Here is a 21,430-nt window from a genome sequence, read left to right on the forward strand (position 1 = left end):
TATTTATTGGGCGCGAGGCCCGAACATATTTGCCATAATACCATACAATGTTGTACATTTTTTGGGTCTTGTTATGAAAGATGCATAAAAAATAGGACGTGTGAAACCTGTCTCGCATCTTGTTAGAAGGTGTGGGAGCAGCGTTTCTCATCGCCTCCCCTTTCAGTCATTCACGTGATGCCGTGTGGTGACAAAGAATGGTACAATATAGGCCACAAAGAAATATAATAGAACAATTATTATGCAGAATAACTACAGAAAAAACTTCTCAGGTCTTCTAAAGAATGAGTGACTGAATCGGATATTCCATATATTCGAAAGTTACATATCACTAGTGTGTTTTATGTAGTGGGTTGCACATATGGCGCAGGTTTGTTAAACTAACGGTTGTTCGGGGTTGACGCGTTGAATAAAGTTCACCGAAAGAACTTTACACCATTAAAGTTGAGGGCAGCGCGATTTCATAGAAAACCCCAGAGGAGAGTGTGTTATGACGATGATGATGAGCAGGAAGGCCCTTGAAGAGTATGGGTTGGTCAACCTTGGCACCATCAACTGGAATCTGTCCCCTGCTGTACTGATCGAGCATGCATTGACACGGCAAGAAGGTTTGTTGGCGGCCAATGGAGCCTTTAGTGCTACGACCGGCGCACATACTGGACGTTCGCCGAAAGATAAGTTTATTGTCTCAAATGAAGAGTCAACAGCACGGATCTGGTGGGGTGAGAACAATCACCAGATGACACCGGAAACGTTTGAAATTGTACGGAGAAGTCTGGCTGATTATTTACAGGGTCGTGACGTATACGTTTTGGATGCGGCAGCTGGAGCGGATCCGGAATATCGTATGCCAATTCAAGTTATTACCGAACTGGCCTGGCATAATCTGTTCGCTCGTCAATTGTTCTTACGTGCTTCCGAAAACGACCTGACCACTGATCGCCCTGGTTTTACCATCCTATGCGTCCCTAATTTCCGAACCAATCCTCGCGCCCACGGAACCCGTTCGGATGCTGCTATTATCATAGATTTTAAAGAGCGCCTGGTTCTCATTGCAGGGACCCAGTATGCTGGCGAGATGAAGAAGTCTATCTTCACTGTCTTGAATTTCATCCTTCCCGCTCAAGGTGTGCTACCTATGCACTGTTCGGCCAATGTGGGCGCTGACGGTGATGTAGCGCTGTTCTTTGGCCTTTCTGGTACCGGAAAGACCAGCCTGTCGGCTGATACCAGCCGCCTCTTAGTGGGTGACGACGAGCATGGTTGGGGCGAGAATGGCGTCTTTAACTTCGAGGGCGGCTGCTATGCTAAATGCATCAACCTGTCGCAGAAGTATGAGCCCCAGATCTGGAATGCGGCCCGTTTCGGCTCTGTGTATGAGAACGTGGTGCTGAACGAGAAGACGCGCGTCCCCGATTACACCGATAGCTCGCTGACAGAGAATACACGTGTGGCCTACCCGATCGATTTTATCGACAATGTAGTTTCCTCCGGGATGGCAGGCCATCCAAACGCCGTGATCTTCCTTTCGGCTGACTCCTTTGGCGTGTTGCCTCCGATCTCGAAACTGACAACCGAGCAGGCCATGTATTACTTCCTGTCGGGCTACACCAGCAAGCTGGCGGGTACAGAATCCGGTGTGACGACTCCGCAGGCGACGTTTAGCTCGTGCTTTGGCGCGGCCTTCCTGCCTCGTCGCCCAGGAGAATATGCCAACCTGCTGCGTGAGCGCATCGAGAAGCATAATGTACGCTGCTACCTGATCAATACCGGCTGGACCGGCGGCCCCTATGGCATCGGCTCGCGCATCAATATCAACTATACACGTGCCATGGTACGGGCAGCTATCAGCGGTGAGATCGACAAGGCTGAGATGGTGAGCGATCCTGTCTTTGGCTTCCAGGTCCCAACCTTCTGTCCCGATGTGCCCAGTTCAGTGCTCTCGCCACGTGATACCTGGTATGATCCCTCTGCCTATGATCAGCAGGCCCACAAACTAGCGGAACTCTTCAGAAAGAATTTTGAGCAGTTTGTTGTTCCTGGTGATGACATTCGGCAGGCGGGCCCACGCTAAGCGAATTCTCTTTTTCGCTGTGTGTTTGCTGACGAAGCTGTCTACCATCCCTTATGATGAGGCTGCTTCGTCAGCAAATATCAGATGCCATGGCCAGCCGTTCCTTCCATAATTACCCGCAAGATCGCCTGCGCCATCTGTTCTTTTGACAGTATTGTTTCTTCCTCCTGACTCCACTGGATGGCGGCTCCAAATATTGCCCAGCTGACGATGCGGGCGGTTGCTTCCAGCGGCACGGACCCTTGTGTCTTTGTGTCCTTTTTCTGCCTGAGCCACGTCAGGAGTAGTTCTGTTAGTTCCTCATGCATGGCCCGTTCAAGCAGCGGAGCCAGCACGAACGACGAGTGATGCTGATGGCGATATTTTTCTTCAAAGCTGTCCAGCACCGCCTGAACGAGCAACTGCAACGTTCGCCGATCCCATTGAGGTGAGGGTGGAAGCGCGCTTACCAATGTCTGGTGAAACTGCTCACGGATAATCGTATCCACCAGCATATATTTATCGGCAAAATGGAGGTAGAAGGTCCCTCGATTGACATTGGCCCGCTCAGTGATATCCTGGATGCTCATTGCCAGAAAGCCCTTTTCAATGCTCCCAATGCCCCTCGCGGCCGGACCCTTTTCCTGCACGATTTCCTTGAACGCTTGCTGTAGTCCCTGGCGCGTGCGCTGGATACGCCGATCTTCGCTCCTTTTCTGGGTTGTCACCGTCCTTTTCTTCCTTCCTTTCCTCAAGCTTTGCCAGAATCGCGTCCAATTTCTCAACAAATTCGCTCTTATGTTCAATACTCAACAAAAACGCCTTCTTGAGCATTGATTGCTAGATGCCTGGACCTTAGCATTATAGGCGACAGTTGCAATGTCAGGCAACTGCCAGACGATTATCCATGAAAGCCTTGTTTTTGCAGTATTTAAAAGGAGCTACATATGCAGTCATTAGCACCTATGCATCAATACTATACCACTGCAATTGATGCACTCTATGAAATAGGGAGAGAATACTTTTTCTGTGGGAAATCAGGTGATGCCCAACACCTGCTTCGTACATCTCTACACTTGTTAGAAGTGGACGATGTGCAGCCTCAGCAGCGCCTCAAGTTACTGCTCCTGTATGGACAGGTTCTTATTGTCGATCACTTGCTGACGCGCGGCGGCGGCAACGTTGATCTCCTCTTTTCAACTATACTGAATGCCAGGCAGGTTGCTGAAGCGTCCCGGTCGCAACAGGATATTGCTGATGCCTTGAGTTTGCTTGGCCAGGCTCACTACTTTACTGCTGTAGTGAGTGGCGCAGTGCTGGACGACCCTCAAAGCGGAAAGTACGATGAGGCCCTGGCCTACCAGCAGCAAGCCCTGGAACTGCGCGAGGCCCTGCATGACACCCGAGGGATCAGCGAATCATACTTTCAAATCGGCGTCATCTACGAGCGCTGGCAGCAATTTGAGCGAGCTGAGGAATATTATAGCCGAGCCCGTCAGTTAGCCGATCAATATAATCATCCCTTTGAAAAGACCGAGCCCGCGCGCCATTTTGCTATCCATGCCCTGATGAAAGGAGACCTGGATCAAGCGCTCAGTCTCGCTTTGCAGGCCCTCAAGCTGCGCGAAGAAGCCCGCTTTAAACCTTACCAGCCCCTGGATCACCTTCTGCTCAGAGACATCTACCAGGCGAAAGGGGACCAGGCCAACGCGCAATTCCACACGCAGCAAGCGTCCGCCCTCGCCTCAGAAATGGAATATCCCATGCTTGTGTCCTCTATGCCTGACATTAAAGATAGGCTGGCCGCCCGGCAAGAGGAGTCCTGAGCGTGCAGACGCCCTTTCAGGTCATTTAGACGACAATAAGAAGAGAAAGCAACAAGAAAAGCGACACCCCCATAGGTTCGAGGCTTGCCCTCGATTGCCGCCCGCCGCAGCGTGGCGGCCCTGTATCCCTACGACGTGGCTCCGCTTTTACCATCACGTTGCCCCACGCGGTGTCCAAAAGTGAAGGTTCCTTTTGGGCACCGTGTCACGCCACGAGCGGCCAATCGGGCGCAAGGCCCGAACCTACGAATTCGTTTTTCTTGGTGCGTTTGTCTCCCATTTGCATAAATGAAATATATTGGGCCTTGCGCCCGATTTTGCCCCCTTTCCTATGGGAGAGGATGTTCAAACTCGAAAGCCATAACCACAGGGGCATTACCATAAAACCTCTTTATCCATTGACTTTAGCACAACTGGTCTGCTATAACGACAGCTATATAGATAATATCAATGCATGGCAATGTAGCTATTAAATAGTGGAAAGGCAGAGAGTAATAATGTCTTATGATGAGCTTCGCCAGGCTGTCCACGAGGTTATGCCCGCAGTTATAGATGACCTGGCGCAACTTGTACGCATCCCATCTGTGGCTGCCGAAGGTTTTCCGCGTGAGCCGGTGTTGGAGGCCGCTCGTACGACCAGCGATATTTTGCAGCGCGCTGGTTTTCAGGATGTGCGCCTGCTAGAGATGCCGAGCGGCTATCCAGCGGTCTATGGCGAGATTCCTGGCCCCGCTGGAATGCCAACCGTGCTGCTCTATTCCCACTATGATGTCCAGCCTGCCGGGGAGGTTGATGAGTGGGAGACGCCCCCGTTTGAGTTGACGCCACGCCAGGATGGTCGCCTCTATGGGCGCGGCGCGGCGGATGATAAGTCAGGCATCGCGCTCCACGTGGCGGCGCTGCGTAGCTTCGCCGGTCGGCCGCCCGTTGGATTGAAGATCCTGATCGAGGGCGAGGAGGAGTTTGGCAACAGCCTGGGATCCTATCTGCCTGACCATAAGGACCTGTTTCGGGCCGATGTGGTGGTGGTGGCTGACGCTGGCAACAACCGCGTGGGCGAACCATTGCTGACCACCACACTGCGAGGATTTGCCTCGCAGGTGGTAGAGGTGCGTACCCTGCAGGGACCGGTTCATAGCGGAGCGTTTGGTGGTCCGACCCCCGATGCCCTGGTGGCGCTGATCCGCATGATCGCTACCTTGCACGATGCGGAAGGAAATGTCGCTGTCAATGGTATGCAGGGCCAGCCCTGGAACGGCATCGATGTTACCGAAGAAGAGTTTCGTTACCTGGCCGGTGTCCTGCCCGGTGTAGACCTGATCGGTAGCGGCTCGATTGCTACCCGCGTCTGTTCCAGCTACTCGATCAATGTGGTTGGACTGGATGCGCCGGCGGTTCAGGGATCGCGCAACGCGCTGATCGATGTGGCCCGCGCCCGCATCAGTGTTCGCGTGCCGCCTGGACGTAGTGGCAAAGAGTCCCTGGAACTGCTGACCGAACATCTCAAAGCGGTCGCCCCCTGGAACGTGCAGCTCGCATTTTCGGAGCAAGAGTCCGGTGAAGGCCATGCCGCCGCGACCGATGGACCGGCCTATATCGCCGCCTATCGTGCCTTGCAGGCCGCTTACGGCAAAGAGGCTTCGGAGGTTGGCAGTGGTGGCTCGATTCCCCTCATCAACGCCTTTGCCAGTACGTTCCCGCAGGCCGAAATTATCCTCTGGGGTGCAGAGGACGCCAGCGCCAACATCCATGCTCCCAACGAGAGTGTTGACCCCGTAGAGCTTGAACGCGCAGCGCTGGCCGAAGCCTGCTTCCTTGCCGAGCTGGCCACCGAACGAAAGCAGGATTAAACCTTTGCGACCATAATTACGATGTGCGCCATACACGGGCAAACCCGTCCGGCGCGAGGCCCGAACCTACGGGAGCGTTTTCGTGCGTGGAGGAGAAATCGGCCCTTGCGGCCGATTTTGCCTTTGACAAGCGATTCCGTTCCATAGAATCGATTCTTGCACCCGATTTATGTATCGAAGCGTGAAAACGTTTCCAATGAGATATGATGTCCGGAATCATCATCCATTAAGACAATAACCTGTGAAGAGCAAGATGGAAGAAGTTTTTTTGTGGCTGGGGTGGTACACTGTTGCTATCTGCAATAGAAAAACAGCATATGGTCCACAGGAGCGAAAATGCCATGAGCAAAGTCATTTCTAAAGATGGGACTTCCATTGTGTTTGATCGGTCGGGCCAGGGGCCGGCGCTTATCCTGGTGACTGGCGCAACCGCTACTCGCCTGGCCGCGGCATCGGTGGCCGCGGCCCTGGCACCTGATTTTACAGTGTTCGCTTACGATCGGCGTGGCCGAGGTGATAGCGGGGATACAGCGCCTTACGCCGTCGAGCGCGAGGTCGAAGATATTGAGGCCATCATCAATGAAGCCGGTGGATCAGCGTTCGTCTTTGGTCACTCCTCTGGAGCCGTGCTGGCTCTGGAGGCCGCGCGCCTGCTGCCCTCCGGTAAAATTAAGAAGCTGGCGGTATATGAGCCGCCCTTTATCATCGACGACAGCCGGCCTCCGATCCCTGAGGATTACGTGCCGCACCTCATTGAACTGACCTCCTCAGGCCGCCGGGGCGAGGCGGTCGAATACTTCATGACGGCGGCCGTGGGCGTACCTGCCGAAATGGTGGCCCAGATGCGACAGTCGCCTATGTGGCCGGGTTTAGAGAGCGTGGCCCCCACAATCGCATACGACGGTACCATCATGGGCAACACCATGAGCGGCGCCCCGTCGTCACTCAACAAGTGGGCGTCCGTCACGGTTCCCACGCTTGTCATGGACGGTGGCGCTAGCCCCACGTGTATGCACAGCGGGGCGCAAGGGATTGCCAGTATCCTCCCCCACGCGCAGCGCCGCACCCTCGCTGGTCAGGACCATGGCCCGGCAGACGAAATCCTCGTCCCCGCGCTCAAAGAATTCTTCATTGGTTAATATTCGGAGAGAAAGAATTGAGCACAATTATCCTGCAAAACAGCACCGGGAACCAGCAGATCGACGATATTCTTTGTGATGTCATTAGCCTGTGCGAGACAACTTTTCCTGGCCAGGTCAAAGCATATTACCTCTTTGGAAGTTATGCCGACGGTAGCGGTAGAATGACAAGCGATATCGATTTCTGCCTGGTTCCACGGGATCGCTTTGTAGCAGAAGCGTATAAAAAGGTGCAACATATCAGGGATACTTGTGCTCTTTCCTATCCAATCATGGTTGATATGATTGTTCTCGATGAGCCATTGTTGCTCAAGGAGGGACATTTCAGGATCAAGTCAGCGAGCAGTTTCCTCTGGGGCGAGGATCTGCGCGCAAACATGCCGGAGCAGACATTTGATTACTATGTGCGTAAATATACGAATGCTCCTCTCTCTTATATGTTGCAGGTGCTGCGCCATATTGATACTGCGACATTTCCTCTTTCGTATCCCGATCCCACTGCGGAATTCTATGGATATGATCAGCCATATTTTCCGCCAAGAAACGGGGCCAGGCGCAATATTAAGGGGCTCGTCTCAAGTGTATGTTGGGCGGCCTCTATCCTTATTGCATGGCAGGCAGGCAAGACTGTCGAGGCGAAAAGCGCCAGTGTGAAGATGTATCGAGACCTGATCCATGATGCATGGACCCCATTTCTTGAAGAAATGTATGAATATGGCAGCAAAAAATGGGCCTATCTTGTCCCCAATGGCGAGGAGGATCGCTTGCGGCTACGCCATCTTTGTGCCCGCACACTCGCATTTGAGAATCACTATCTTGGTCTCTACAGAGACTATCTCCTGCAGCAATTGCAAACAAGTGATTGTAATGCAACGCTTGTTGCCGCAAAACAACTGCAAATCATTGCCTATCCAGATCAGAAAATAGTAGACGCGTTACATTCCATCCATTATGAACATGATAGCGAAATGAGACAAGCAGTAACGCAAGCACTTCACGCTATTGCCGATTCCTGCGCCTAACCTCGTTGCTCATGCGCGGGCAACGAGATTATTGTGTTTTAAGCGAGCAAGCTAACAGAAAAGCACACCTCTCGTAATAGCAGGTAAATACCATCAGTTCTTCACTGGCTCGTAAGAGAGAACCACGACTCCTGAAGGATGCGTCTGGGTATCTACCAGTGAGAGCTTCACCTGGTGCGAGATATCTTGAAAAAGAGGCTTACCGCTGCCTAAGACAACAGGATAGACCAGCAGCTGGTATCTATCGATCAAGCCCAAGTTGGTGAGGGTGCGCACAATGCTGGCGCTTCCATGGATCACGATGTCGCGCCCCTTCTCTTGTTTTAGTTTGATGATTTCTTCTAGAATGATTTCACTAACGATGGTTGAATTGTTCCATTCAGCGTGAGAGAGCGTCTTAGAAAAGACGATTTTGCGCATCGCATTCAATTTTTGAGCATATTCAACCATGCCCTGTGGGGAGGCAGGGTCGCGTGCAACCTGCGGCCAGTAACTGGCAAAACCTTGATACGTCTCGCGTCCAAACAATGACGTGTCTACAGACTTTTGCAGCTCTGTTTCATAAGTGCCCAGCGCATCATCCATGAACTCTTCCATCCAGTCCATTTCTCCATTCGGTCCTGTAACGAAGCCATCGAGCGTTATGCGCATGCTGACAATGATCTTTCTCAAGGGATGCTCCTTTATTCGTGCTAGATATTGCTTGCAATTTGCAAGTAATAGTAGTTTACAGTCCGTGATGAGAAAAAACTTCTCCAATCTTGCTTTTTTTCCGTTGGCGGCTATTGTCGGTGGCACGAGGCAGCATAGAGGCCATCGTCCCATCTCGTAAAAGAAACAATAGAAGTGATTGCGTAGGTGCGGCCTTCAACGGCCGTTGAAGGCCGCACCTACGAGGGTCCTCTTTTCTTGTTAATCTTCAAGGCCGAGCTGCTTTGCCTGTGCAGATGCTTCTTCCGCTTCTTGTGTCCGGCCAAGCTGCGCCAGGGCCTCACTTAGTCCAGCATAGGCCGTGGCGGATGAGGCATCCAATGTGAGCGCCTGGTTGTAGGCATCAACTGCTTCGTTCCAACGCCCCAGGGCTGCCAGTACATCGCCCATACTGACATATGTGGCTGGTAGCGGCATGAGCTGCTGTGCCTGCTTGAAATCCAGGAGGGCTTCATTATAGCGTTTCAGTGCAGCCAGGGCGAGGCCTTTACCTCGATAGGCGGCAGCATCGTTACGATCTTCATAGATTGCTTGCTTATAGGCTTGCAGCGCCTGGTCATAATATTCGTATTCCGGCCTTGATAGACCGCTGGCTTGGATTGCGCGCAGGTGTGCCTCTTCGACCTTTCGGTAGTAGTCCTCCCACTCGCGTTTGCGTTTTTCTTCATCAGCTTTTCTTCGTTCATTCAACTCTCGCATACGTTGCTGTTGCTCTGGAGTTAGCGGCAATCCAGGTCGAGATACTGGTGGTGTGGATTGAGATGGAGGGGGTCCACCGGGTGCTGCTATATCTATATCTTCTATATCTTCTATATCTTCTATAGCTGTCATATATGGAATAGTTTCTAAAGATATCCCCTGTCTGCGTTCGAGAACGATGCTCTCAATACCCATGGCGATGTCGACAAAAGCGCTATCGCGGTTGCGCCAGGTAACGACTGGTTTTCGATTGGTTGGTAGTGGTTCGAGTTTGGCGAAGGGAGCGTCTGTGAAGACCACGGGACGCAGGAGCACAGGGATGACGTGGGCCTTGCCGTCCCGGTGACGTTGTATTGCCTGCATCATTTCCTGGCTATAGCAATAATCGGAGGCCAGGAAGTTAGCACTGATAAGCAACAGGATAATATGGGCTGCATTGAGATGGATATTCGTCTGCTGGATGACATTCTCGCCTGCTTTAATCTCTCTGACATTCCAGGTTGTGATCAGTCCGCGATACTTTAAGTTGCTGAGGTGATTTTCCAACTGGTCGCGCAGGTTCTGGTCACGTTGGGCATAGGAAAAGAAGACGCGTGTACTCTCTGTATACACATACCCCATCTCTTTACAGGACGCGCTAAATGCCCTGGCAAACGCCTGGATACTCTTGAAACGCTGCTCAGGGTGCTTTGCCAGGGCGGTCATTAATATCCATTCCAGTTCGCGTGAGAGTTCCGGTATCTTTTCCCGCAATGAAGGAGGATCTTCATGGATGTGTTGTTGTATTACTTGCAGAGGGCTACCTTGAAAGGGAGGATCACCACATATCCACTCATAGATCATGGCCGCGAGGGCATATTGATCAGAAGCATGTGTTGGCTCGTTTTGTATCAGCTCAGGTGCCGCATACAGAGCCGTTTCGATCTGATTGAGCTTTTCTGTCCCCTTGTTTACGGTTGCCATGCTAAAATCACTGAGCAGAATTTTATCATCTGTCCCCAGGATATTTTCAGGTTTCAGATTGCCATGTATGTGCCCCAACCGATATGCATATTGAAGAGCATCTGCAATTTGTTCAACATAGCCTACTATCAGATCCAGGGAAAGCTTGCTGCCTGGGGGATGTTGCTCGCGCAGAGAACCCCTGGAGGCATATCTTTGCACCAGGAATGGTCTTTCGTTCTGGTATATCCCAAAATGTAAGATTGGGATAATGTGAAAATGCGTCAGCTTTGCTATTTTTTCCACATCCTGGCGAAAGACACCAATTTTATCCTCCGTCAGTGATGCGTGCATAATTTTGATGGCTACCTGCCGCTGCGTCCGTATATGCTCTGCGAGATAAACGTCAGCCAATGTCCCTTGCGAGAGACGGCGTGTCAGGCGATACAGGCTAATTTGCTGTCCTACAAGGTCTGCCATTTCGTGCTCCTGGTTTGTTCGCTGTCTGCTTATCCTTCTATTATTGAAAAAATAGTAGCTTTTCAATCTGTGGAGGGTTTGCCAGCGGTGTAGCCGTCGAAGAGCCTGCCGCCAAGCGGCTTTAGGATGTCGTCGGCAAAAGTGATCAGGGCCTGTTTGTCTCCGTGCTGGTAGTAGGCTTCGAGGGCCCTGGTGAGTTGTTCGGCCTGGTTTGGATCAAAGTTGCGCAGGGCGCGCAGGACCCATTTGCCGTGGCCGATCCATTGGTTTTGTGCACCGAGCAGCAGGTCGCATGCCCTCACGGCGACCGAGTTGGCGATGAAGTAGCTTTCTCCCCGGTCTTGTGAGCCTTCCAGGTCGTCGAGGGCATCTGTGAGGCTGTAGCGTAAGCGATCAAGCTGTGCGGTGTTCAGTGGCTCTGGCCCCGCTGCGAGTAGTTGCTGGGCCTCGGTTTTGATACGTTGGGCTATGCCATCTCGATTTTGCAGGATGATTCCTTCAGCACACATGCGGGGCAGCGCCGGTTTGCGGCTCTGTTTATCGGAGGCAAAGAATTCTAAATAGGATTGTGGGGTGTTTACAAATAGTTCTACCGGCCAGCCCGCATAGCAGAAAGACTCACGGTAGGCAGTATTCACGGTGTGGGTGATAACAACAATATCCAGGTCTGATGTCTTTGTGCCTTCCCCGCGTATGACGCTGCCTCCAACGAAAGCAGCATCACAGGCGGGAAACTTTTCGTCAATTAGTGCTTGAGCAGCTTGTTGTGCATTCACTATATTTTCGCCATCTTCTGTCTATAATCGTTTTACTTGTCAATTGCATGTTTCATCTATGTAAAGCAATTATAGCACAGATACCTGCCAGACCCGAACGGTGTGGTCCAGGCTGCTGGAGGCGATGGATTTGCCATCGGGTGACCAGGCCACGGTCGTGATTATTCCATCCTGTCTCTGTCGAGTTATTATCAGGGTCCCGTTGTTGGCCAGCCAGATGGATACCGAGCCGTCGGTATGGCCGGTTGCTATATATGTGCTGTCAGGAGACCAGGCCAGGGAGTAGATGTTGCTACGATCGGTGAGGTTGCCCAGCGGCAGGATTTGCCTTCCGCTCATTGTATCCCAGCCAAAGACTTTGCCATTGGTGCCGGTCGCGGCCAGGAGTTTGCCATCGGGCGACCAGGTAATATCACGCAGCATACCGATGCCGCGGCTCGTGAGGATAAGAGGGGTATCCCCTGTGATAGTGTTCCAGATGCGGATGTCACCAGTTGCAGTACCAATCGCCAGGTTCTTATTATCTGGCGCCCACCTTAAGCAATATATATAGTCGGTGTTGTATGTATGGTCGAGATTGCCGTTGCTGGTATTCCATACCTGAACCGTGCTCTTGCCAACATCTGTATAGGTGGCGATAGCCAGATGGGTGCCATCGGGCGAGAGGGCCAGATCGTGTCCGGGCTGGGCCGGAGCGGAATTATAGGTGTAGATATGCTGTCCATTGCGGGCCAGCCAGCGCTGCACACTTTTTGTGCCGCCTGAGATAATCTGTGTTCCATCACGCGACCAGAGGGCCTGGTAGCTCTCGCTCCCCTGTTTCTGGTAGATGAATTGACTCTTCCCTGTACTGGCATCCCAGATCTGGACGGTCTGGTCTGCGCTGGCAGAGACGATGCTGCGCCCGTCTGGCGACCAGGCGGCCGAGTAGACTGGACCAGTATGCCCATGATAGAGCATGGTATTGCCCGGCGTTGCTGGAGCCGGCCTTGACCTGTTAAGCCCCCCACCCTGGGGATTGTCTTTATGTAGTCCACTGTAGGTTGCGGCACCTGCCAGAGCAAGCAGGCCAGCGATGCCGCCGATAATAAAGGTGCGCCGCGATGGTCCGCTCCGTGGTAGACGCTCGCGTTGTGAGGGCGGGACCAGCCGCTGGCGGCTCTCTGACTGTATGGTGCGGCTTCCTTCCCGCTCATCGGTGGGCGCATGATGGATGCCTCCAGATCGTTGTTCGACGTGTGCCTGCAGGACCCGCTGGTTATTCAACTGGGCGGCGATCTGACTGAGCTCTTCTTTGATGATGGTTGCGGTAGCTGGTCGCCGCATCTCATCCATATCCACCATCTGTAGAATGAGCGTTTCCAATCTGCTCAATGCTGGATGTCCGGCCAGGTGAAGTGGCGCCAGGCGGAAAGGGGTCAGCGTCGGGTCCTGGCCGGAGATAAATTGGTGCAGCATCACCCCCAGGCTATAGATGTCGGCCCTGGGTGTGGTCTGGCCCTTGCCGTATTGTTCGGGCGCCGCGTAGCCAGGCGAGCCCAGCGGCATCGTATCCTTGATCTGGCCCGGCTTAAAGTGGCGCGCAATCCCAAAATCGATCAGGTAGAGATGGCCGTCAGCGCTACGCATAACGTTGGCGGGTTTGAGATCACGAAAGATGATGGGTGGCTGGCGCGTATGCAGGTAGTCCAGCACCGTGCAGAGCGGCATGCCGATGCTCAGCGTCTCTTCAACGGAGAGGTGTTTGTAGCCGGTGGCTGGATCTACTGCGGCCTTTTCCAGATAGTTCTCCAGCGTCTCGCCTTCGATATAGTCCATGACCAGGTACCAGCGGCCGCCATCGCTAAAGTGATCGTGGATGCGTGGCAGATGGGGATGATAGAGGCCGGCCAGCATCAGCGCCTCGTTCTTGAATCCCTCGACGGCCTCGGCCAGTTCCTGCGCGCTGAGCCCTTTTTGCCCCATTTCCTTGATGGCCACCAGGCGACCCCCAAACCGCGTGTCGGCCGCCTTATAGACCGCGCCAAAGCCGCCAATACCTGCGCGATCCACAATCCGATAGCGATCATTGAGCAAGACATCGCCCTGCAACAGCCGCGTCTGCGAGCCGCTCGCGGCAGCTGTAGAAGAAAGAGGCTGCCCGCACTGATGACAAAAGACCGCGTGCGCCACATTGTCGGCGCCACAGGCCCCACATTGCAATGTTACGCTGGCCATATCCCAATCCTTTGGATGAACGCAGCCGCCTGAGCGATCAACCGCGCTTAAAACACGATTACATTTAGCTTGCTAATAATTAATATTATTATTGATAAACGCTGTACTTGCCAGTTATTGTGGCATGGCTTCTTCTCTCTTGTGCACTTTTCTTGCAAATTACGTTAAGATGCTTTTATGCTTTCTATTATATGCTGAAAAATCATGTATCATATCAATAATCGTCGCCCAATATGATTTTTCGGCTACTTTAAAGCTAAAGGAGTAGAATGCTGTGGATAATCAGAATATAACAACCAGGCGGATCGCCGTTTATCCTGGAAGCTTTGATCCTATCACGAATGGGCACCTGGATATTGCCAGGCGGGCTGCACGCCTGTTTGACATGTTGATCATCGCGGTCTATGCTAATCCTCGCAAGGCATTGCTTTTTTCGCTAGAAGAGCGCCTCTCCCTCTGTCGCGCCGTAGTGAAAAGCTCGGATCTTCCAAATGTGCGAGTCGAGAGCTTCACAGGATTGACGGTTGACTATGTGAGTAGTTTGGGTGGACAGGCGATTGTCCGGGGACTGCGCTCTCCCAACGACTTTGAAGGTGAATTTCAGATGGGGTTGATGAATCATCGGCTAGCGCCCGCGATTGAGACGGTTTGCCTCTTTACTAACCAGGAGCATCTCTTTGTCAGTTCATCAAGGTTGAAGGAAGTTGCCAGTCTAGGTGGGGATGCCAGTGGCATGCTGCCTTCCGTTGTCGTTGAGGCCTTGCACCAAAAATTTACCCAGTAGGATTTGCACTTTTTTAGTAAGAGGAGGGTTATGGATTTATCAATTCGACCTATGTCGAACGATGACATTGAGAACGTAGTTCAATTATCATTGTTGGCGTGGGAGCCAGTTTTTAGCTCATTTAAGCAAGTGCTAGGACCTCGCATCTATCCGCTTATCTATCCAGATTGGTTGAGGCAGCAGCGAGAGGGGGTGGAGACGGCCCGTCGCGATGAAAAAAACGTCGTCTGGGTAGCAGAATTAGATAGTACCGTGACCGGATTTATCGTCTATAGCTTGAACCACGAGGAGCAAACCGGGGAAGTTGAATTACTTGCCGTGCATCCTAGCTATCAAAATCGTGGCATAGGTACGGCATTGAACAATTTTGTGCTGGCAAAGATGAAAGAAAGCGATATAAAGCTTGCCGTTGTTGGCACTGGTGGGGATCAAGGGCACGCGCCCGCCAGAAGATCTTATGAGAAAGCTGGCTATACGCCTTTGCCGCTGGTGCGCTACTATAAAGCCCTGTAGAAGAGGAATGGATGGGGTCGCCCAACATTTCTTCCATTTGTTGGTGCAAACCGTGCGCACCGCGCACAGTTTGCACCAACAAATAAAAAGGGCTCGGGCACGCATGCTGCCGCCCGAAAGGGGGCGCTCTGATTTCCAGGGCTCTGGAAATCAGAAATTCTCTAAAAGGTTGAGCAGATGATCGCGGTCGGCGTTATTTTTAATCACATAGACTTTCTCCTTATACTTTTCAAGGTAGCGAAAGGTGAAGCCTTTGGTTTGTTTGGGTTCGACTGTGGCGCGAAACTTGTCGTGGTACATACGCAAAAAGTCGAGGTCTGCAGCCTCGCTATCAACTGGATATGTCTCTTGATACCATTGCTTGAATTCTTCGGTTGGTGGCTCGCTGATCTGGCGATATATGTCGAGATAGGTGGGCGCGAAATCTGCTGTAAAGCCGCTCGCCGGAGGCTCTGTGACGCGGCGATAGGTGTCCAGGTAGCGTGCCACGAACTCGGAAGGCGGGAGATCCGCTCGATTGTACAGAGGACGCATTCCTTTGAGGAGCGGCCAGAGAAATCTGGTGGCGTATGGATTGGTGCCGTTCAGGGTTTTGACAACGTGACGGCGCAGCACGCGCCAGACGGCCACCGACCAGGGAATATCGATCATGACGATGTAGTCGGCCTCATGCATAAAGGGGTCGGTCCAGAACAGGTAGATGCCCTCTGTAACCCAGCCCGGCTGCTCGATGATGGTCAGGGCCTCTTCCACATAGAGTGCAAGTGGACCCATACCATGCTTCCAGCCAAGCTTATCCAGATCATAATGAGGAATATGAAATCTGCTTCCCAACGTTTCGGCCAGAGTCGTTTTTCCGCTGCCGGCACCACCAATAATATGTATTTTGAGCATTGTGCTATCTTTCCTCTGCGATAGAAAATCTACTGACATTTTTTCTTTCTGGAATAATTGATCCGCCACTCTATTAAAGAGTGAATGAAGCATAGATCGTATGCCAGCCATGCACGCAGAAAAGCACCTGCACCTGGTTCTATAGCGGGAGGCAACTTCAACGGACCTATCGAATAGGGAAGCTTATCAGGAAAATACCGATCATTAAGGAGAAGTTGCTAACGCTCTGCCAGATGGAAGGTCAGGACAAAACAAACGCCCGTCGTGTCTCTGACGGCGACAGTATTGCTTTCCTGCTGAATGTTCTGGCATACGTTAGCGCTGATCGGGCATATTACTCCTTCGCGAATAATAGTGTTTGCTCCTCCAAGATACACAAAAGCAGCTGAAAAGTCAATCAGCAATCTACCTAACTTTTCGTTATCTGTGGCACCTGCACGAGCTTAAAATATTCTTCCGCTTCTGCATGGATTGCTCCCTGGGTTTCATTGATTAATTGCTCGGTCGCGTGCAGCGCTATTTCTATCCCTTTCTGGGGATCCATTTCATGTTTAGCTTCTGATATTTTTAGCTCCCACATCCAGAGCAGATGTTCAAGCGTAAGCTGGGCATGCATATATCCTTTCCAACTGTCTTCCCAGCGAAAGAAAGCGTTCAGGCCGGTCAGGCCGGCAATCAGTAAGGCAACGATGGGGAGCACTGTGATCCTCCAGAGACCGTCAAGCGTAGCTAAAAAAGGAATACTCACACTGAAAATGATGATAAGTGCACTGGAGATGCGAAAATAATTCTTTGCTTTTGGCGCACGCTCTCTATACCACTGTAGCTGCCGTGAAGCATACATTTCTTTAATATGTGTCAGTTCCTCTATTAAAGAAATAAAACGTGCATCGCTCTGTTGATAGGGAATTGTTGCCTGCTCTTTGCCCATTGTATTTCCTCCTTGAATCGGCTAAACCTCTATCCTGAAAGAATTATATGCTATATCGGGATGAAGGTTAAATAATACTATGGTAGTGAGCGGAACCGGAAACTTTTTGTTGTGGCTATTCGTGATGAAAGAAAATAGTGGACCGTTGTTTCTTTAAAAACTGTTGGCTGCAATATAGAAAGTGTGATAATGATGTCGGACTTGAAGCATAGATTAGATGAAGAGATTCGCAAAGGAAAATATGTTGAGGAGGCGTTAAAGAGGAATACTGATATCAGTAGTCCTTTCCATGAAGAAGAGCCGCCAGCACCTCTAGAAGAGACAGATACTGCAGAGAATGCGTCTGAGCGCCCGGTCCAGTCGATCCAGCCACAGACGTCTGAGCCACGGGGTGAGCAGGAGCAGCCCGAGACAGCGGTGACTGATACTGCTGCGGATGACCTGCAGTCTGCTCAGCAGCGAGATGATGAGCGTGGCGAGCGCCATGATGGGCAGGTAAATCTGGGCGATCTCTCGGCGCGCGATGGGTCCCAGGCGGATCAGCGCAAGCAGGGGGCCAGCACCGGGGGCGCCAATACCAGCAGCAGCACAGTTGATACTGGCCGTACCAGCCCGACCCATGCTGGCGAAGCCAACTCGCGCGAGCGCGGCTCGGCCTCTACCTCGGATGTGGATCAAACAGGTGGCGAGCCCCCGGCCGGTGGCAGAGACAAGCAATAGCGATTTTCACATAGAACCGACATATATCAGCAACATCATCAATTTGATGGTGTTGCTTTTGCTTGATGCCTGCTAGTTTCCAATATTACTCCCTGCTGCATCCGGGATATTGCCGGGTGTGCTCGCTTTCTCTGCTGCGAAGAAGGTGCGCGACGCTTGCGGTATCCACTGCAATGCGGCACAGGCCAGCACCATCATGATCATGAGAATCTGGACGAAGACGGCGTAAATGCGCTGATTGGGGCCCAGGACAGCCGGTACGTCCGTTGGCGAGGACCACTCATAGAGTATTTCCAGTACCACCAGCCCACTGACAACGCTACTGACTATCCGTGCCCAGTTTTTGCCTGTGCGGATCAGGAAGGCAAGGATGGCGGCGCTGCTACCAAAAACAATGTGCGCGCCTACAACGATCAGCTGGATTGAAGCTACCGCTCCATCGACTTCGCTCTGTGAGAAGTTGGGATGCATGCTCCTGACGGCGTTCGCGACCTGCGGGCGATTAAGGATAAAGAGCGTGAGCACAGCTACGCTGATCAGGGCATACAGCAGGTAGCTGCCGGTTGCCAGATTGATTTCCAGCGGCACCTTGCTATGCTTCTTCTTCTCATCAGGTACCGCGCTGGCCGCTTGAGGCTGCGCCGACTCGGTCTGCCTCCCTTGCGTTATGTGCCATACCTGGATGAACAGGTACATATTTACTGCAAACATCAGCATGGCATTGGTGGGATGGAGTGCAGCCAGGAAGGGGGCGCTTCTGGCCAGACCGGCCAGCGTTACCTGGAGCAGGGTCAGCACAAACAGCACCGCACTAAAAACGGTAATGCGTCCAGGCAGCCGTACCAGTAGTCCCACCAATGGCAGCAGCAGCGTTAGCAGCAACAGCACCATCCCCAGAATACTATGGGCCGTCTGACCCCAGGCCGCATCGGCGAAGAGCGAGGTTCCAATCAGAAAACCTTGCAGTAAGGTGCCAGACAGAATCAGTCCGGCCAGTGTTAAGTAGACAAACAGCGTCCAGCGCTGTGGCATAAACGTTTTGTTGGGCGCTACTTGCATAGCGACTCTCCTTTATGTGAAAAGTAATTAAGTATGATTTATATAAATTCACGTGCATTAATAGTATCAGTGGAAGGCGGGTACGTAGGTGCTTCTTTCCTGGTTGCCAACCATATCGATCAAAAATGGAGCCTGCTTACTCCGAAATGCTGTGTGATCCGGCTACCTGCTGTTCAAGCAGATTACCCTGTAACCGGGTAATGGTTTGTGTCAGCCACTCACGTTCAGCGTCCAGCAGGGCGTGTAGATGTCCCTCGATTATCCATTGTTTGATATCCTGTATATTCTTTGCCTCTGGCGGTTGCCCTATCAGTTCCTGAGAGCGCACTACCAGTTGCAGGCGTTCCTCCAGCACGGTCAGCGCCTCTGGCAGCGAAAGTGTATGCAAAAAGAACAGGCTCAAATCCATCTCGGTCAACTCACGACCATGGGCATGCAGCGCATTACTGAAGAGTGTAAAGAAGCGCTGCCGCTCACTGCGGGTTACCGCGGGCAAGCATAGGCAGATGATTTGCCACATAGATCCTCCTTTTTCTGATACGTGTTCATTGCTGACTCTGGCCGCGTGCCTCCATGTGCATCATACTGAGCGACTGTTCCAGCCAGGCCAGTTCGGTTTTTAGCAAAATAGAGAAGTGATGGAGTTTCACCTTAGTCCACTGGTAGCTACAGTGTAGCCAGGTGACATGACGGCAACATGAACCTGGCGCGCCAATTTTGTCATCATCTTGTCATCTTGATGTGCGATAATGGAGATCAAGCCTTTTTTATCGCGGATTGAACAGATTTTCTTTTCAAATGCGGACAGGCGAGAACTTGATGACAAATCCATGACAAAACTGAATGCTAGAATTCATGTCCCGGTCATGTGGCAAAACTATACTGTGTTTATCCACAAAAACTACAAGTGGTGAATATATAAAAAGATAAAGGAGATTGTATATGCACTGGGGATATGGCTTCTGGCCTATGATACCGTTGTTCTGGATTGGTTTTGTGGCGCTCTTTTGTTGGGGCGCGTCTCGCCTGTTCGGCTGGAGGAATAGGCGCGGGCCCTTTGAGATGTCGATGGAGCCGAACGCGCTGGAGATCTTGCGCCGCCGCTATGCGAGCGGCGAGATCGATGGTACGACCTTCGATCAGATGCGCGAGCGCCTGGAGGGTTCTGCTCGCCCCCGCTATTGAGAGGCGTGGGCACTTCAGTTTCCTTCCCGTTATTACGATCCGACCTCGTCAAGCACTGGCGAGGTCGGTCTGGTCCTCTCTATAAAAGCTGAATCATAGCAATCTGCTATTTTTGAAAAATTTATTATGTATATGACAGATATCATAAATAGAGCTTATGGGACGATGCTGGCCTGGAAGCAGACCTCCGTTGTTAATTGGAGTATGACTGAACTCTCTCCTTGCTATGTCTTCCAGGCTCGGGATATTTCGGAAATCAAGCAGGCGCTCACGGCGGCGCGCATGCAGGGCCTATCAGTCATTGCGCATGGCGCGGGACACAGCTATACGGATGCGGCATTGAACACCAACGGTGTGCTTATTGATGTCACAGGTATGCGCCGTATCCTTGCCTGGAACCCCGAGCAAGGGATCATGCAGGTCGAGCCCGGCGTACCTCTGGGTGAGGTGGTTCGCGTCGCCCTGGCGGACCGCTGGTGGCCGGCGGTTACGCCATCCACAGCGGATGCTACCGTTGGCGGTTGCGTCGCCATGAATGTGAATGGGAAAAATGCCTGGAAACATGGATCGTTTGGCGAACACGTGCTGTCCCTTACCGTGTTGCTGGCAAGCGGGCAACTGCTCACCCTTTCGCCCACCAGCGACCCTGAGCTTTTTCGCGCTTTTGTAGGGAGCGCCGGTTTATTAGGCATTATCACCTCTGTGACCCTGCAACTACAACGTATACCGTCCGCGCAGGTCGATGCATGGATACGGCCGTGCGCTTCACTGGACGAGCTTTTCAGTATATTTGAGGAAGAGCAGGCTGCCGATTACCTGGAAGCCTGGGTGGATGGCTTCGCCAGTGGGCGCGACCTGGGCCGGGGCATCGTCACGGTCACTAAACACAGCGCTGTGTCTGATGATGCTGGCTCGCGTTTCCCGGGATTTCGTGTCCCCGAACAGTTCATGCAGGGCCTGACTCGTTATGCTGGCACACTCTGCCGGCCGGCAGTGGAGGGCGGTGTGCGTAGCGCAAATAGTGTAGCGTACTGGGGGAGCCACTGGTGGGGTAGTAAAAGGCCGCGGCAAAAATCTCTCGTTCGCTCTACCTATTATGCACCAGCTATGTTCACAGGGTATCGAGCGCTCTTACCCGAAGGTAGCGAAACATTTCAAGCTTTTGTGCCATCTAGCCGGGCCGCCTCTCTTTTTAAAGCAATCATCCGACATTCTCAGGAGCACAATTGTATCCCCCTCTGGTGCATCATAAAGCGGCACCGCCAGGACCCTTTCCTGCTCAGCTACCAGGTTGATGGTTTCTCGCTGGAGCTCAATTACCGCATCATTCCCAGGAAAGCACAGGTATTGCGCCAGATGCTGCAGGGATTAATGGAGCTCGTGATCGCGGCCGGAGGCAGGTTCTATCTCGCTAAAGATTCGCTGCTCACAAATACTCTCTATCGTCGCAGTATAGGAGATGCTGCCGTTGAAGCATTTCTCTCACTCAAGCAGCAATATGATCCTGAGATGTTGTTCCAGTCGAATTTATTTCGCCGTGTGTTCCAACCATCTCTGCAACAAAGTGAGGAGCATGGTGCAGATGTATGATACTTTTTGTGTACTTTGATAAAGTGAGTTCGTTCAAAT

Annotated in this window: 19 protein-coding genes; 10 read left to right on the plus strand and 9 right to left on the minus strand. The window is 52.2% G+C overall.

Annotation, left to right across the window (positions count from 1 at the left end; genetic code table 11):
- Positions 1–490 precede the first annotated feature (490 nt).
- Positions 491–2,074: a phosphoenolpyruvate carboxykinase (ATP) gene (gene pckA / locus JMI88_RS35300; RefSeq protein WP_201366732.1), complete on the plus strand. Its 1,584-nt coding sequence runs from the start codon at positions 491–493 to the stop codon at positions 2,072–2,074.
- An 80-nt stretch (positions 2,075–2,154) separates the two neighbouring features.
- Here the strand turns inward: pckA and JMI88_RS35305 are convergent, their stop codons facing one another.
- Positions 2,155–2,781, minus strand: a complete 627-nt coding sequence (locus JMI88_RS35305) for a TetR/AcrR family transcriptional regulator (protein WP_201366733.1) — start codon at positions 2,779–2,781, stop codon at positions 2,155–2,157.
- A gap of 219 nt (positions 2,782–3,000) precedes the next feature.
- Here JMI88_RS35305 and JMI88_RS35310 point away from each other — a divergent pair, with 219 nt between their 5' ends.
- The 4 genes from JMI88_RS35310 to JMI88_RS35325 all read left to right on the plus strand — a co-directional run bounded on the left by JMI88_RS35310 (position 3,001) and on the right by JMI88_RS35325 (position 7,890).
- Positions 3,001–3,879: a tetratricopeptide repeat protein gene (locus JMI88_RS35310; protein ID WP_201366734.1), complete on the plus strand. Its 879-nt coding sequence runs from the start codon at positions 3,001–3,003 to the stop codon at positions 3,877–3,879.
- 497 nt (positions 3,880–4,376) lie between these two features.
- A complete protein-coding gene (locus JMI88_RS35315; protein WP_201366735.1) occupies positions 4,377–5,729 on the plus strand; it encodes a dipeptidase in 1,353 nt (450 codons plus the stop codon).
- Between the two features lie 341 nt (positions 5,730–6,070).
- Positions 6,071–6,868 carry an alpha/beta fold hydrolase gene (locus JMI88_RS35320; RefSeq protein WP_201366798.1) on the plus strand — a complete coding sequence of 266 codons (798 nt, stop codon included), beginning with the start codon at positions 6,071–6,073 and terminating at the stop codon, positions 6,866–6,868.
- 17 nt (positions 6,869–6,885) lie between these two features.
- Complete coding sequence (locus JMI88_RS35325; protein WP_201366736.1) at positions 6,886–7,890, plus strand: nucleotidyltransferase domain-containing protein; 1,005 nt, start codon at positions 6,886–6,888, stop codon at positions 7,888–7,890.
- 93 nt (positions 7,891–7,983) lie between these two features.
- Here the strand turns inward: JMI88_RS35325 and JMI88_RS35330 are convergent, their stop codons facing one another.
- From JMI88_RS35330 to JMI88_RS35345, 4 genes are all read right to left on the minus strand, one after another.
- The gene (locus JMI88_RS35330; protein ID WP_201366737.1) at positions 7,984–8,562 is read right to left on the minus strand and encodes a dihydrofolate reductase family protein; all 579 of its coding nucleotides are present in this window, start codon (positions 8,560–8,562) and stop codon (positions 7,984–7,986) included.
- A gap of 240 nt (positions 8,563–8,802) precedes the next feature.
- Entirely contained in the window at positions 8,803–10,722 is a 1,920-nt protein-coding gene (locus JMI88_RS35335) for a protein kinase domain-containing protein (RefSeq protein ID WP_201366738.1), read from the minus strand.
- A 62-nt stretch (positions 10,723–10,784) separates the two neighbouring features.
- On the minus strand, positions 10,785–11,498 hold the full coding sequence (locus JMI88_RS35340; RefSeq protein WP_201366739.1) for a nucleotidyltransferase domain-containing protein: 714 nt from the start codon (positions 11,496–11,498) through the stop codon (positions 10,785–10,787).
- 69 nt (positions 11,499–11,567) lie between these two features.
- Complete coding sequence (locus JMI88_RS35345) at positions 11,568–13,715, minus strand: WD40 repeat domain-containing serine/threonine-protein kinase (protein ID WP_201366740.1); 2,148 nt, start codon at positions 13,713–13,715, stop codon at positions 11,568–11,570.
- A gap of 274 nt (positions 13,716–13,989) precedes the next feature.
- Here JMI88_RS35345 and coaD point away from each other — a divergent pair, with 274 nt between their 5' ends.
- Both coaD and JMI88_RS35355 read left to right on the plus strand, forming a co-directional pair.
- Positions 13,990–14,499: a pantetheine-phosphate adenylyltransferase gene (gene coaD, locus JMI88_RS35350; RefSeq protein ID WP_236023203.1), complete on the plus strand. Its 510-nt coding sequence runs from the start codon at positions 13,990–13,992 to the stop codon at positions 14,497–14,499.
- A 30-nt stretch (positions 14,500–14,529) separates the two neighbouring features.
- The gene (locus JMI88_RS35355; RefSeq protein WP_201366741.1) at positions 14,530–15,012 is read left to right on the plus strand and encodes a GNAT family N-acetyltransferase; all 483 of its coding nucleotides are present in this window, start codon (positions 14,530–14,532) and stop codon (positions 15,010–15,012) included.
- 150 nt (positions 15,013–15,162) lie between these two features.
- Here JMI88_RS35355 and JMI88_RS35360 read toward each other — a convergent pair whose 3' ends face one another.
- Entirely contained in the window at positions 15,163–15,906 is a 744-nt protein-coding gene (locus JMI88_RS35360) for a P-loop NTPase family protein (RefSeq protein WP_201366742.1), read from the minus strand.
- Between the two features lie 409 nt (positions 15,907–16,315).
- Entirely contained in the window at positions 16,316–16,837 is a 522-nt protein-coding gene (locus JMI88_RS35365; protein WP_201366743.1) for a DUF4231 domain-containing protein, read from the minus strand.
- Positions 16,838–17,038: 201 nt separating this feature from the next.
- Between JMI88_RS35365 and JMI88_RS35370 the strand changes: the two genes are divergently transcribed.
- Positions 17,039–17,557 carry a hypothetical protein gene (locus JMI88_RS35370; protein ID WP_201366744.1) on the plus strand — a complete coding sequence of 173 codons (519 nt, stop codon included), beginning with the start codon at positions 17,039–17,041 and terminating at the stop codon, positions 17,555–17,557.
- 72 nt (positions 17,558–17,629) lie between these two features.
- Here JMI88_RS35370 and JMI88_RS35375 read toward each other — a convergent pair whose 3' ends face one another.
- Together JMI88_RS35375 and JMI88_RS35380 are read right to left on the minus strand one after the other, a co-directional pair.
- The gene (locus tag JMI88_RS35375; RefSeq protein ID WP_201366745.1) at positions 17,630–18,616 is read right to left on the minus strand and encodes a DUF6220 domain-containing protein; all 987 of its coding nucleotides are present in this window, start codon (positions 18,614–18,616) and stop codon (positions 17,630–17,632) included.
- A 136-nt stretch (positions 18,617–18,752) separates the two neighbouring features.
- Positions 18,753–19,136, minus strand: a complete 384-nt coding sequence (locus tag JMI88_RS35380) for a hypothetical protein (protein WP_201366746.1) — start codon at positions 19,134–19,136, stop codon at positions 18,753–18,755.
- 422 nt (positions 19,137–19,558) lie between these two features.
- Between JMI88_RS35380 and JMI88_RS35385 the strand changes: the two genes are divergently transcribed.
- Together JMI88_RS35385 and JMI88_RS35390 are read left to right on the plus strand one after the other, a co-directional pair.
- The gene (locus tag JMI88_RS35385; RefSeq protein ID WP_201366747.1) at positions 19,559–19,801 is read left to right on the plus strand and encodes an SHOCT domain-containing protein; all 243 of its coding nucleotides are present in this window, start codon (positions 19,559–19,561) and stop codon (positions 19,799–19,801) included.
- Positions 19,802–19,933: 132 nt separating this feature from the next.
- Entirely contained in the window at positions 19,934–21,391 is a 1,458-nt protein-coding gene (locus JMI88_RS35390) for an FAD-binding oxidoreductase (protein ID WP_201366748.1), read from the plus strand.
- The last annotated feature ends 39 nt before the right edge of the window (positions 21,392–21,430 follow it).

The sequence above is a fragment of the Dictyobacter formicarum genome (assembly GCF_016587435.1).

Bases quoted from the DNA above. Each gene is read 5' to 3' on its own strand.
- pckA (WP_201366732.1), top strand. From the start codon at position 491: ATGACGATGATGATGAGCAGGAAGGCCCTTGAAGAGTATGGGTTGGTC.
- JMI88_RS35310 (WP_201366734.1), top strand. From the start codon at position 3,001: ATGCAGTCATTAGCACCTATGCATCAATACTATACCACTGCAATTGAT.
- JMI88_RS35315 (WP_201366735.1), top strand. From the start codon at position 4,377: ATGTCTTATGATGAGCTTCGCCAGGCTGTCCACGAGGTTATGCCCGCA.
- JMI88_RS35320 (WP_201366798.1), top strand. From the start codon at position 6,071: ATGAGCAAAGTCATTTCTAAAGATGGGACTTCCATTGTGTTTGATCGG.
- JMI88_RS35335 (WP_201366738.1), bottom strand. From the start codon at position 10,722: ATGGCAGACCTTGTAGGACAGCAAATTAGCCTGTATCGCCTGACACGC.
- JMI88_RS35345 (WP_201366740.1), bottom strand. From the start codon at position 13,715: ATGGCCAGCGTAACATTGCAATGTGGGGCCTGTGGCGCCGACAATGTG.
- JMI88_RS35355 (WP_201366741.1), top strand. From the start codon at position 14,530: ATGGATTTATCAATTCGACCTATGTCGAACGATGACATTGAGAACGTA.
- JMI88_RS35360 (WP_201366742.1), bottom strand. From the start codon at position 15,906: ATGCTCAAAATACATATTATTGGTGGTGCCGGCAGCGGAAAAACGACT.
- JMI88_RS35365 (WP_201366743.1), bottom strand. From the start codon at position 16,837: ATGGGCAAAGAGCAGGCAACAATTCCCTATCAACAGAGCGATGCACGT.
- JMI88_RS35375 (WP_201366745.1), bottom strand. From the start codon at position 18,616: ATGCAAGTAGCGCCCAACAAAACGTTTATGCCACAGCGCTGGACGCTG.
- JMI88_RS35380 (WP_201366746.1), bottom strand. From the start codon at position 19,136: ATGTGGCAAATCATCTGCCTATGCTTGCCCGCGGTAACCCGCAGTGAG.
- JMI88_RS35385 (WP_201366747.1), top strand. From the start codon at position 19,559: ATGCACTGGGGATATGGCTTCTGGCCTATGATACCGTTGTTCTGGATT.
- JMI88_RS35390 (WP_201366748.1), top strand. From the start codon at position 19,934: ATGACAGATATCATAAATAGAGCTTATGGGACGATGCTGGCCTGGAAG.